The organism is Streptomyces sp. NBC_00080 (assembly GCF_045041255.1).
In the GTDB taxonomy this organism is placed as follows: domain Bacteria; phylum Actinomycetota; class Actinomycetes; order Streptomycetales; family Streptomycetaceae; genus Streptomyces; species Streptomyces coriariae.
In genome coordinates, this window is record NZ_CP108235.1 from 2,764,006 (window position 1) to 2,776,471 (window position 12,466).

Sequence of the window (12,466 nt, forward strand, 5' to 3'; positions counted from 1 at the left end):
CGGTCCTGCCGGGGCGGGGAGGCGGCTAGCGCGCCGCCACCAGCTCCTTGCAGCGCTTCACGTCCTCGGCCATCTGCTCCAACAGCCCGTCCAGCGACTCGAACTTCGCCTGGCCGCGCACGAAGGCGAGGAAGTCGACGGCGACGTGCAGGCCGTAGAGGTCGAGGCCGACGCGGTCGATGGCGTACGCCTCGACCGTGCGCTCGGTGCCGTCGAACTGCGGGTTGGTGCCGACGGAGATCGCGGCCGGCATCGCCTCGCCGTTCGCGTGCAGCCAGCCCGCGTAGACGCCGTCCGCCGGGATCGCGGTGTGCGGCAGCGTCTCGACGTTGGCGGTCGGGAAGCCGAGTTCCCGTCCCCGCTGCGCCCCGCGCACCACGATCCCCTCCACCCGGTGCGGGCGGCCGAGGATCTCCCCGGCACCCGCGACATCGCCCTCGGCGACCAGCCGCCGGGTCAGCGTCGAGGAGAACGGCTGCCCGCCGCCCGCCTCACCGCACAGCACCAGATCGACGACCTCGACGTCGAAGTCGTAGACCTTGCCCTGCTCGGTGAGGAACTCGACGTTGCCCGCCGCCTTGTGGCCGAAGCGGAAGTTGGGACCCTCGACGACCGCCTTGGCGTGCAGCCTGTCGACCAGGACCTTGACCACGAAGTCCGCCGGGGACAGCTTCGAGAACTCCGTGGTGAAGGGAAGGATCAGCAACGCGTCCACACCCAGTTCGGCCATCAGCTCGGCGCGCCGGTGGTGCGGGGCGAGCAGCGGCGGGTGGCTGCCGGGCCGGACGACCTCGCTGGGGTGCGGGTCGAAGGTGACGACGACGGCGGGAACGCCCAGTTCACGGGCCCGGTCCACGGCGTGCCGGATGATCAGCTGGTGCCCGCGGTGCACCCCGTCGTAGGACCCGATGGTGACGACGCTGCGTCCCCAGTCCTCGGGGATGTCCTCCAAGCCACGCCAGCGCTGCACTGTGACCGCTCCTCGAACCCGTGTCCGTATCTGTCATTGCCTCTTACGCAGGACTAAGGGTGCCATGCCGGGTGCTCCCGGCCCGCATCGGCATGGGGGCTGTGACCCGACCCACGTGAGTCCGACCACAGGAGTCGGGACGGAAGTCGGGGCACGGAAGTCGGGGCGCAGGGGTCGGGCCCCCGGGCGGCGCGTCACGCGGGCACCCGGGCCCCCGCGAGGTTCTCGATCGTCCGGCGGGCGCTGGGTCCGACCACCACCGCCCACTCCCCCGGCGCGTCCGTGAGCCAGTCCACCACCCGCGCGGCGAAGCCCGGGACATGCCGGGCCAGCTCTACCAGACCGCGGTCGAAGCGGGTCGCGCCGTCGGGGGTGCGGACCAGGAGCAGGCCGGTGCGGTGGACGAGCGCCCGCAGGTCCTCGCCGCCGCGCCCGGCGGCCCCGTGCAGTACGGCGTCCAGGACCTCCGGGGAGCGTTCGTGGACGAGGAGGTGCTCCAGCAGTTCGTCACGCAGCGGGCGCGACTCCGGGGCTCCCGGGGCGGCCAGTACACCGGCCAGCGCGGCCCGCACCTGTTCGGGCCCGCCGCCGTCCAGCAGTCCCGTGACCAGCGGCAGGAGGACGGCCCGGGCGGCGGGGCCGTGGTCGAGGCGCCGGTCGACGTACGCGGCCACCTGCCCGGCGGCCTCCGGCCGGCGCTCCACCGCCTCCCGGACGAGGGCGGCGACCCGCTGGGCCAGGGCGGGCGTGGTGACGTCGGCGAGGGCGCGCAGGACGCCGCGGGTGTCCGCGCGGTCGGGCCCGCGCAGGCGGGACCGGAAGGCGTCCAGGACCGGCTCGGGGTGGGTGCCCAGGGCGGCGAGCAGCGCGCTCGGCGGCAGCTGCGGGTCCCCCGCCGTGAACCGCTCCAGCGCCTGCGGCAGGTAACGGGAGCGGGTCTCGGGGTCCCGGACGAGGAGCGCGAGCGCGCCACCGTGCAGGGCGTGGTCGGCGGGGCGCGCCAGCAGGACGAGGGCCGCGTAGCGCAGCAGCCGGTGGTCGGCCTCCGTCCGGATGTGCGGGGCGACGCGCAGGCCGTACGTCATCGCCGCGACCCGCCGGGGCGGCCGCTCGTCGTGCGACCAGCGGTCGACGGCCCGGCACAGCGCGGACGGCTCCTCCTCCGCCAGTACGGCGAGCAGTTCGTCGGCGCGGGGGTGCGCGCAGTCGACGAGGGCCTCCGTGAGGTCGTCCAGCGCCCGGTACCGGTGGGTGTGCAGCAGCGCCTGCGCCGCCGTCGCCACGGTGGCGTGCGGGGTCGCGGGCAGCGGCCGCTCGTCGTCGAACCAGTGGGTGAGGCACGGCTGTACGGCGGCGGGGTCGGCGGCGAGGAGCCGGGCGACGGCGTCGAGGTAGCGGGGCGCGTCCGCGTCGTGCGGGGCGCCGTCGGCGAGGACCAGACGGCGCAGCAGGTCGAGCCGGGCGTCGGCGGGGAGGGCGAGCCCGGTCCAGAACGCGGGGCCGAAGTCCACGAACCGGCCGTGCGTCTGGGCCCCCGCGCCGATCAGGTCCGCCAGCAGACGCAGGACGCCCGTGTACGGCGTCGCGTCCCGGACGCCCAGCAGGGTCTCGGTGAGCAGCCGGGCGGCCCACCACGACTCCGGGTCGGCGTCCAGGGCGTGGACCAACTCCCGCAGCCGTAGCGCGAGTCGGTGCGGCCCCTGTTGGCGGGCGAGAAGCAGCAGGGCCTGGACGACGGGACCGACCCGGTGGTGCGGGACGGGCAGCGGATGTCCCCCGTCGGGCGCGCGCCGGCGGTGCACCAGGGCGAGCAGTGCCTCGTCCAGGTCGAGGTGGATTCCCTGGATCCAGTCGGCGAGTTCCTCGTGAGCGAAGCGGTAACCGCGGCCCGCGGGCACGAGGAGGCGCTCGGTGAGCACGGCGGACGCCCAGCCCGCACCGCCACCGAGGCGGGCCGGCGCCTGGCCCCAGGGGAACACCGCCTCGAACGACGCCCGGTCCAGTTCGCCCTGGCCGGGCCCGAGGCTGCGGCGGGCGGCCTCGTGCACCTGGCCGGAGACCTTCGCCGCGAGACGGCGTACGGCGGTGCCGCGCAGCCCGTTCTCGGCGGCGAGGCGCACCGCCACCCGCAGGCACATCAGATCGAGGTACGCGGACAGGACGTCGTCGCGGTCGACGGGCGCCGGGGCCTGCGGACCGGGGAGCGCGGCACAGACCTCGGAGAGGAGGCGGAGGGTGAGGGGGTGCCGGTCGTCGGGGGCGGCGAGGGCCCCCTCGGGCAGGGCGTGGCGGACGCGGGCCTCGCGCGCCTCGTCGGGGGTGAGATCGCCGAGGCGGACGCACGGCGGGAGCGGGTCCCCGGCCGCCGTGGCCCCGTACAGCAGCTCCGGCGGGAACTCCGCGCCGGCCCGTTCCCAGTACTCCCCCCGGCACGCCACCACCAGCCGCGTGCCCGTCTCCCGCAGCCATTCGGCCGTGCCCTCGGTCCACTCGGCGAGCCGGTGCGCGAGGACCGGGGGCATCTCCTCGGGCCCGTCGAGAAGCAGCAGCAGGGGGCGCCCGACGGCCCGGGCGAGGTGGGCGAGCCGCTCGGGCGTCACATCACCGAGGCCGCAGGGGCCGGCCGCCCCGGACGTACCGGCCGCCCCGGACAGCCCGGCCGGAACGGCCCCCGGCCCCCGCCCCGGAACCGCTGCCGGGCCCGGACCCGAGGCCGCCACGATGCGTGCCGCGCGGTTCAGTGCACGGCGGGCCGCGTCGGCGAGGGAGTCGTCCCCGGCCAGCAGGTCGGCGCCGCGCAGCCACAGGGTGGGGGCCGGTCGCGCACCCCGGTCGCGGCGCGCGGCGAGGGCGGCGAGTTCCGTCGTACGGCCGCTGCCCGGTGCGCCGACGAGGCCGAGAACGGCTGCCGGGCTCGTCGCGAAGACGGCGAACTCCCTTGCCGGGAAGGCGCGTTCGATCGGTTCCGCGGCGGCTGCGAGCGAGCCGGTCGTGGTGTGGCCGAAGTGGCCGGACAGCGCTCCGGGCGGGCCGTCCGAGCCGACCGACGTGGCGGTGAGTTCGAGGAGACCGGCCAGGTTGAGGTCGGCGCCGTAGGCGGGCACGGTGGCCGCGTTACGCGCGAGCAGCTCGGCCAGCGGACCGCCGGCCGCAACCCCCGCCCCGCCCCCGACCGCCCACACCCCGGCCCCCGTCCCCGCAGCACCGCCACCTTCATCACGTCCGCCAGCACGGCGAGTGACACCCGCACCAGCATCCGCGTCCGCTCCCGCTCCCGCTCCCGTGAACGTCGCGTGGTCGCCCGGCGGCGTCCCGGCGGAGTTGTCGTCGGCCGTCGGCCTGTCGCCGGCCGGCGGAAGGTCGTCGATCGTCGGAATGGCGTCGGCCCTGGGCACCCGGGGTCGCAGCGGCACCGCGAAGCCGACGTCGCGGTGGCCGGACTGGAGCGCGGTGCCGAGGACGGCGACGACCGCGCCGGTCTCCGCGTCGAGGACCGGTCCCCCGGCCGCGCCACCGCCGAGCCGCAGCGCGTCCCGGCCCGCCGTGCCGATCGCCAGCTCCAGAGCGTCGTCGAGGAGGTGGAAGCGGTCCGTCGCCGTGTACGTCGCGGACGTCTCGGCCAGCACCCGCGCCTCGCGCCAGCAGCCTGCGGCCAGCCGGACGTACCGGCCGGCCTCGACGCCGTCCCGCACGGTCACCGGCAGCGGGACCCCGCCGAGGCCCTCGGTGCGGACGAGAGCCAGGTCGAGTTCCGGCAGCGGGGTGACCGCGTCGTCGGTCACGACGCAGCTGCGGTCGCCGGCGGCGTACAGGACGAGCCGGGACAGGCCGTCGACGGCCTCGTGGCTGGTGACGACCGTGCCGTGGTGGTCGGCGACGAACCCGGTGCCGCGCGGCCGGCCGGCGAGGTCGCGGATCCGGACGAGCGAGCCGTCGGCGTCGACACCGGGGGCGAAGTCCGGGGCGCCGTCCGCGCCCCGGGGATCCGGGTCGTCCGGAAGAGCCATGGGATCCGGGGGGCCCGGGGGATCCGCCGGGCGGTTCCGCGTCGCGCCCCCCAGGGAGTCGTGCCGCGGTGTCCGCGGGCCTCGTCCCGCCATCGTCGTACCTCCCGCCGCGCCCGCGTGCCCTGGGTCCGACGGTAGGGGCGGGATGATCAGCGGGACAGATAACGGAGCGAACGCGCCCCCCTGCACTCCCCGGATTCACTCCGAGCGCCTGCCCGGACGGGTGAATGAACGGGGGCCGCTGGATACACCCTAGGGGTGGGGGAACCGAGGGGGGACCGTGGAGCGGCGGCGCAGCACAACCCCGTGTTCGCCGCTCCACGGGCACCAGGAGACGCTCCAGAAGCCGCTCAGCCGAACACGGCCAGGCTCTTCGCCTTGCCCTTCTGCTCCTCGACCAGGGCCAGGAACCGGCCCTCGGGGTCGAAGACGGCCACGGCGCCCGCGCCGACGTACGCGTCGGGCATCTCCAGGCGTACGCCGTTGGTGAGCAGCTGGGCCCGCTTGGCGTCCACGTTCCAGCGGGGGAACGCGGCGGTGGCCGCCTCGGCGATCGGCATCACGCCCAGCTCCTGCTGGAGCTGGTCGAGCGTCTTCGCCGAGTCCAGCTTGTAGGGGCCGACGCGGGTGCGGCGCAGGGCGGTGAGGTGGCCGCCGACGCCGAGGTCGGCGCCCAGGTCGCGGGCGAGGGCCCGGATGTAGGTGCCGGAGGAGCAGACGACGGACACGACCAGGTCCAGGACCGGGGTGCCGTCCTCGGCGACCGCGTCACGGACGTCGTACACGGAGAAGGACGAGACGGTGACCGGGCGGGCCGGGATCTCGAAGTCCTCGCCGTCGCGGGCCCGCTTGTAGGAGCGGACGCCGTTGATCTTGATGGCGCTGACCTTGGACGGCACCTGCATGATGTCGCCGCTCAGCTTGGCGACGCCCGCGTCGATCGCGTCCCGGGTGACCTTCGAGGCGTCCGTGGACCCCGTGATCTCGCCCTCCGCGTCATCGGTCAGGGTCGTCTGGCCCAGCCGGACCGTGCCCAGGTACTCCTTCTCGGTGAGCGCCAGGTGCCCGAGGAGTTTCGTCGCCCTCTCGATGCCGAGGACGAGGACGCCCGTCGCCATCGGGTCGAGCGTGCCGGCGTGGCCCACGCGGCGGGTCTTGGCGATCCCGCGCATCTTGGCCACGACGTCGTGCGAAGTGAAGCCCGACGGCTTGTCGACGATGACAAGGCCGTCGGGCGGGGTCTGCTTGCCGTTCATCAGGCGGAGTCGTCCGTCTCGTCCTCGTCACCGGGCTTCTTGTACGGGTCGGCATCGCCGGCGTACCCGGCACCCGCGGACACCTCGCGGACCTTCTCGTCGGCGGCACGCGCCTTGTCGAGGAGGTCGTCGATGGTGCGGGCGTTGTCCGGCAGGGCGTCGGCGACGAAGGCCAGTGTCGGCGTGAACTTCACGCCCGCCGCACGGCCCACCTCGGAGCGCAGGATGCCCTTGGCGCTCTCCAGCCCGGCGGCCGCGGCCGCCCGCTCCTCGTCGTCCCCGTACACCGTGTAGAAGACCGTCGCCTCCCTGAGGTCACCCGTCACCCGGGTGTCCGTGATGGTGACGTGGGAGCCGAGCCGCGGGTCCTTGATCCCGCGCTGCAGCTTCTGGGCCACCACCTGCTGGATGAGGTCCGCCAGCCTCTTGGCACGCGCGTTGTCGGCCACTGGTCCGTCTCCCGTTCTTTCTTCTTCGCTTGCGTTCTGTGGTCGGTCAGTCGTCTTCGCCGTGGAAGCGGCGTCTGACCGACAGCAGCTCCACTTCCGGGCGGGCGGCGACCAGCCGTTCGCACCGGTCCAGAACATCGGTCAGATGCTCGGCGTCACCGGAGACCACGGCGAGACCGATCCTGGTCCTGCGGTGGAGGTCCTGGTCGTCCACCTCGGCCGCGCTCACCGCGTACTTGCGCTGGAGCTCGGCGACGATCGGACGGACGACGGAGCGCTTCTCCTTCAGCGACCGTACGTCGCCGAGGAGGAGGTCGAAGGACAGAGTCCCCACGTACATGTGTGTAACCGGTTCACCCGCCGGTACGGGATCGATGGCCCTGCCGTCCATGGCACAGGGACATCACGAACGGTACAACGATCCGGGCGGTGGCTCGACGGGGTTTTACCTCGCTCATGCGTCCGCCGGACGCCGTACCGGCCGACGGGGAGCGATCCCCCGCCGGCCGGTACGGACCTTGGGCGCTTACGCCCTCGGCTTCTCCCGCATCTCGTACGTCGCGATGACGTCGTCGATCTTGATGTCGTTGAAGTTTCCGAGGTTGATACCGCCCTCGAAGCCTTCGCGGATCTCGGTGACGTCGTCCTTGAAGCGACGCAGCCCGGAGATGGTGAGGCTCTCCGCGATGACCTTGCCGTCGCGGATGAGGCGCGCCTTGGTGTTGCGCTTGACCTCGCCCGAGCGGACCAGGACACCGGCGATGTTGCCCAGCTTGGACGACTTGAAGACCTCGCGGATCTCCGCCGTGCCGAGCTCGACCTCCTCGTACTCCGGCTTCAGCATGCCCTTCAGGGCCGCCTCGATCTCCTCGATGGCCTGGTAGATCACCGAGTAGTACCGGACGTCGACGCCCTCGCGCTCCGCCATCTGCGCGGCACGACCGGCCGCACGGACGTTGAAGCCGATGACGATGGCGTCGGAGCCGGTCGCCAGGTCGATGTCCGACTCGGTGACCGCACCCACACCGCGGTGCAGGACGCGGATGTCGACCTCTTCGCCGACGTCGAGCTGGAGCAGCGAGGACTCGAGAGCCTCCACCGAACCGGACGCGTCGCCCTTGATGATGAGGTTGAGTTCCTGCACCAGACCGGCCTTGAGCGCCTCGTCCAGGTTCTCCAGGGAGAACCGGACTCCACGCCGGGCGAAGTTGGCGTTGCGCTCACGCGCCGCGCGCTTCTCGGCGATCTGACGGGCCGTGCGGTCCTCGTCGACGACGAGGAAGTTGTCGCCGGCGCCCGGGACGTTGGTGAGACCGAGGACGAGGACCGGAGTCGAGGGACCCGCCTCTTCCACGTTCTCGCCCTTGTCGTCGAGCATCGCGCGGACACGGCCGTACGCGTCGCCGACCACCATGGTGTCGCCGACCCGCAGGGTGCCTCGCTGGACCAGGACGGTCGCGACGGCGCCGCGGCCGCGGTCGAGGTGGGACTCGATCGCGATGCCCTGCGCGTCCTGCTCCGGGTTGGCCCGCAGGTCGAGCGAGGCGTCCGCGGTCAGGACCACGGCCTCCAGCAGGCTCTCGATGTTGAGGCCCTGCTTGGCGGAGATGTCGACGAACATCGTGTCGCCGCCGTACTCCTCGGCCACCAGACCGAACTCGGTGAGCTGACCGCGCACCTTGGTCGGGTCCGCGCCCTCGACGTCGATCTTGTTGACCGCGACCACGATCGGCACGTCGGCCGCCTTGGCGTGGTTCAGCGCCTCGATCGTCTGGGGCATCACACCGTCGTTGGCCGCCACCACGAGGATCGCGATGTCGGTCGACTTGGCACCGCGGGCACGCATGGCGGTGAACGCCTCGTGACCCGGGGTGTCGATGAAGGTGATCCTGCGCTCTTCACCGTTGACCTCGGTGGCGACCTGGTACGCACCGATGTGCTGCGTGATGCCGCCGGCCTCGCCCGCGATGACGTTCGTCTTGCGGATGGTGTCGAGCAGTCGGGTCTTACCGTGGTCGACGTGACCCATGACGGTCACGACCGGCGGACGCGCGACGAGGAACTCCTCGCCACCCTCGTCCTCGCCGAACTCGATGTCGAAGGACTCGAGCAGCTCGCGGTCCTCCTCCTCGGGGCTGACGATCTCGAGGACGAAGTTCATCTCGTCCGCGAGGAGCTTCAGCGTCTCGTCGGAGACGGACTGCGTGGCAGTGACCATCTCGCCGAGGTTCATCATCACGCCGACGAGCGACGCCGGGTTGGCGCCGATCTTCTCGGCGAAGTCGGTGAGCGACGCACCGCGCGACAGGCGGACGGACTGTCCGTTGCCGCGAGGCAGCATCACGCCGCCGACCGACGGGGCCTGCATGGCCTCGTACTCCTGGCGCCTCTGACGCTTCGACTTGCGACCGCGACGCGCGGGACCGCCGGGACGACCGAAGGCGCCCTGCGTGCCACCACGACCACCGGGACCGCCGGGACGACCGCCGAATCCGGGACGGCCACCGCCGCCACCGAAGCCGCCGCCACCGCCGGGGCCACCGCCACCGGGACGACCGGCGAAACCGCCGCCGCCACCGGGACGGGCGCCGCCACCGGGACCGGCCGGACGACCTGCGAAGCCGCCGCCACCGGGACGACCGCCGCCGCCGGGACGACCCGCACCGCCGCCGCCACCCGGACCGCGGCCGCCGGGGCCACCGCCGGGACGCGGGCCGGCAGCGGGACGCTGCGGCATCATGCCGGGATTGGGACGGGGACCGCCGCCGGGACGCGGACCGCCGGGGCCTGCGCCCTGCGGGCGGGGCATGCCGCCCGGAGACGGACGGGAGCCGCCCGGAGACTGCGGACGAGGACCGCCGCCCTGGCCACCGGGGCCCTGCGGACGGGGACCGGCGCCGGGAGCGCCACCGGGGCCGCCGGGACGCGGGGCGCCCTGCGGACGGGGCGCCTGCGGGCGCGCCATACCGGCGTTGCCGCCGGAGGTGAAGGGGTTGTTGCCCGGACGCGGACCCGAGGGACGGGCACCGCCCGGACGCGGGGCACCGGCGCCACCGGGGCGCTGCCCCTGGGCGGCGGCCGGACGCTGGCCGCGGTCACCACGATCGCCGCGGTCGCCACGGTCACCGCGGTCCTGACCGGGCGCGGGACGGCCGGCGGGGCGCGGCGCGCCGGGGCGCGGGCCCTGCGAGGCCGGCCGCGGGCCGGACGACTGGGCCGGAGCGGCGGGGGCGGCCGGAGCAGCCGGCGGAGCGGTGAACTCCGGGGCGGCCGGGGCCGGACGCGGGGCGGGCTTGGGGCCCGGACGCGGACCGGAGGCCGCCGGCGCGGGGGCCGACGAGGCGGCCGGGGCGGCGGGAGCCGCCGGAGCCGCGGGCGTCTGCGCCGCGGGAGGCTTGGGGGCGGCCGGCCGAGGTGCGGCCGGGCCCGGACGGGCCGCCTGCGCCGGGGAGGGCGCGCCGGGCCTGGGGGCAGCCTTGCGCGGGGCGGGCTTGCCGCCGCCCTGGAAGGCATCTGTCAACTTGCGGACAACGGGCGCTTCGATGGTCGAAGACGCCGAACGGACGAATTCACCGAGTTCCTGGAGCTTGGCCATGACGGCCTTGCTCTCAACCCCGAACTCCTTGGCGAGTTCGTATACCCGGACCTTAGCCACTTCGCTCCTTTTAGGTCCGGGTGTGTCCGGACCGTCGCTACTTCATGGGCGTACTCATCGCGTGCTCATCGAGTGCTCATCGCAATCTCGACCTACTTCCAACTCGCGGGGTACCAGAGCCGCACGGAGGTTCCGTGCGACGCCTTCTTACGGTGTTGCCTGTTCGGCAACGGTCGTCTGCTCGACGTACTGGCGCAACGCCTTTGTGTCGAGCGCTCCCGGGGCTCGCAACGCCCTCGTGAACGCCCGGCGGCGTACCGCCTGGTCGAGACAGACCGGGGCGGGATGCAGATACGCACCCCGGCCGGGCAGCGTACCGCGTGGATCGGGGACGCATGCGTCCTTGATCGCCACGATGCGCAGCAGCTCCGTCTTGGCCGCCCGCTCCCGGCACCCCACACAGGTGCGTTCAGGGCATGCTCCGGTGTGCGTCCGGCCAGACACTCTTAAGTCTACCTCCCCGCGGCGACCTCACCCCTTTGGGTCAGGATTCGAACAGTTGCCGCGTTACATCTGTCGTGATCTGAGCCCCGGCAGGCCGAGATCTATTCCCCCGCCGCTCGGCGCTGCCGGGTGACCTGGCAGGTGACGTACCCGCCGGGCTACTCGGTGGGCTGTTCGACGTCCGGTCGGATGTCGATGCGCCAGCCGGTCAGCCGGGCGGCGAGCCGGGCGTTCTGCCCTTCCTTGCCGATCGCCAGCGACAGCTGGTAGTCCGGCACCGTCACCCGCGCGGAGCGGGCCGCGAGGTCGACGACCTCGACCTTGGAGACCCGGGCCGGGGACAGCGCGTTCGCCACCATCTCGGCCGGGTCGTCCGACCAGTCGACGATGTCGATCTTCTCGCCGTTCAGCTCGCCCATCACGTTGCGCACCCGGCCGCCCATGGGGCCGATGCAGGCGCCCTTGGCGTTCAGACCCGAACGGGTGGACCTGACGGCGATCTTCGTACGGTGACCGGCCTCACGTGCGATGGCGGCGATCTCGACCGAACCGTCGGCGATCTCCGGCACCTCCAGGGCGAAGAGCTTCTTCACCAGATTGGGGTGGGTGCGGGAGAGCGTCACGGACGGGCCGCGCATGCCCTTCGCCACCCGGACGACGTACGACCGCAGGCGCATGCCGTGCGGATACGTCTCGCCGGGGACCTGCTCCTGCACCGGCAGGATGGCCTCCAGCTTGCCGATGTCCACGAGCACGTTCTTCGGGTCACGGCCCTGCTGGACCACGCCGGTGACGATGTCACCCTCACGGCCGGCGTACTCGCCGAGCGTCGCGTCGTCCTCGGCGTCGCGCAGACGCTGGAGGATCACCTGCTTGGCCGTCGTGGCGGCGATCCGGCCGAAGTCGGACGGGGTGTCGTCGAACGGGCGGGGCTCCTGCCCCTCCTCGAGGTCCTCGGGGTCCTCCTTCGCCCACACGGTCACATGTCCGGTCTCCCGGTTGAGCTCCACGCGCGCGTGACGGCGGCTTCCCTCGGTGCGGTGGTAGGCGATGAGGAGGGCCGACTCGATCGCCTCGACCAGCAGGTCGAAGGAGATCTCCTTCTCCCGCACCAAGCCCCGCAGGGCACTCATGTCGATGTCCACGGCTACGCCTCCTCTTCCATCTCGTTCTCGTCGTTCTCGTTCTTGGCGTGCTGGTCGCTCTTGTCCTTGCGGTTGAACTCGACCTGCACGCGGGCCTTGTCGATGTCGCCGAAGGGGAGTCTGCGGGTGGTGGCCTTGCGGCCCTTCACGCCGGGGACCTCGAGATCGAGTCCCTCGTCGTCGACCGTCAGGATCCGGGCGACCAGCTCGCCGCCCTCGGTCAGCTGGAACCGCACCAGCCGGTCGACGGCACGTACGTAGTGGCGGTGCTCGGTGAGGGCGCGCTCCGCGCCCGGGGTGCCGACCTCGAGGGTGTACTCGCCCTCGCCCATCGCGTCCGTCTCGTCGAGCTTCGCCGAGAGCGCGCGGCTCACATCGGCGATCTGGTCCAGGTCCGCTCCGGAGTCGGAGTCGACGACGACGCTCAGCACCCGCTTGCGTCCGACGGAGTCCACGGCGATCTCTTCGAGATCCAGTCCCTGGGAGGCGACGAGCGGTTCCAGGAGCTCTCGCAGCCTCTCGCTCTGGGTGGTGCTCATC

The 12,466-nt window shown here is 73.2% G+C and carries 9 protein-coding genes; all 9 read right to left on the reverse strand.

What is annotated here, in order from left to right; genetic code table 11:
• Nucleotides 1-25: 25 nt before the first annotated feature.
• The gene (locus tag OHU34_RS12020; RefSeq protein ID WP_142266444.1) at nt 26-970 is read right to left on the reverse strand and encodes a bifunctional riboflavin kinase/FAD synthetase; all 945 of its coding nucleotides are present in this window, start codon (nt 968-970) and stop codon (nt 26-28) included.
• 194 nt (nt 971-1,164) lie between these two features.
• Nucleotides 1,165-5,070, reverse strand: a complete 3,906-nt coding sequence (locus OHU34_RS12025) for a trypsin-like peptidase domain-containing protein (RefSeq protein WP_405766246.1) — start codon at nt 5,068-5,070, stop codon at nt 1,165-1,167.
• A gap of 257 nt (nt 5,071-5,327) precedes the next feature.
• The gene (gene truB, locus OHU34_RS12030) at nt 5,328-6,233 is read right to left on the reverse strand and encodes a tRNA pseudouridine(55) synthase TruB (RefSeq protein WP_020128604.1); all 906 of its coding nucleotides are present in this window, start codon (nt 6,231-6,233) and stop codon (nt 5,328-5,330) included.
• On the reverse strand, nt 6,233-6,682 hold the full coding sequence (gene rbfA / locus OHU34_RS12035; protein ID WP_020128605.1) for a 30S ribosome-binding factor RbfA: 450 nt from the start codon (nt 6,680-6,682) through the stop codon (nt 6,233-6,235). The genes truB and rbfA overlap by 1 nt, the downstream gene beginning before the upstream one ends.
• Nucleotides 6,683-6,728: 46 nt before the next feature.
• Entirely contained in the window at nt 6,729-7,022 is a 294-nt protein-coding gene (locus tag OHU34_RS12040) for a DUF503 domain-containing protein (protein WP_020128606.1), read from the reverse strand.
• A 186-nt stretch (nt 7,023-7,208) separates the two neighbouring features.
• Nucleotides 7,209-10,337, reverse strand: a complete 3,129-nt coding sequence (infB, locus tag OHU34_RS12045; RefSeq protein ID WP_142266442.1) for a translation initiation factor IF-2 — start codon at nt 10,335-10,337, stop codon at nt 7,209-7,211.
• A 147-nt stretch (nt 10,338-10,484) separates the two neighbouring features.
• Nucleotides 10,485-10,781, reverse strand: a complete 297-nt coding sequence (locus tag OHU34_RS12050) for a YlxR family protein (RefSeq protein ID WP_078615640.1) — start codon at nt 10,779-10,781, stop codon at nt 10,485-10,487.
• Nucleotides 10,782-10,939: 158 nt separating this feature from the next.
• Nucleotides 10,940-11,926: a transcription termination factor NusA gene (nusA, locus tag OHU34_RS12055; RefSeq protein ID WP_020128608.1), complete on the reverse strand. Its 987-nt coding sequence runs from the start codon at nt 11,924-11,926 to the stop codon at nt 10,940-10,942.
• 2 nt (nt 11,927-11,928) lie between these two features.
• Nucleotides 11,929-12,465, reverse strand: coding sequence for a ribosome maturation factor RimP (gene rimP, locus OHU34_RS12060; protein ID WP_020128609.1), 537 nt, complete (start codon nt 12,463-12,465; stop codon nt 11,929-11,931).
• Nucleotide 12,466: the final 1 nt, after the last annotated feature.

Bases quoted from the DNA above. Each gene is read 5' to 3' on its own strand.
- OHU34_RS12025 (WP_405766246.1), bottom strand. From the start codon at position 5,070: ATGGCGGGACGAGGCCCGCGGACACCGCGGCACGACTCCCTGGGGGGC.
- truB (WP_020128604.1), bottom strand. From the start codon at position 6,233: ATGAACGGCAAGCAGACCCCGCCCGACGGCCTTGTCATCGTCGACAAG.
- OHU34_RS12040 (WP_020128606.1), bottom strand. From the start codon at position 7,022: ATGTACGTGGGGACTCTGTCCTTCGACCTCCTCCTCGGCGACGTACGG.
- rimP (WP_020128609.1), bottom strand. From the start codon at position 12,465: ATGAGCACCACCCAGAGCGAGAGGCTGCGAGAGCTCCTGGAACCGCTC.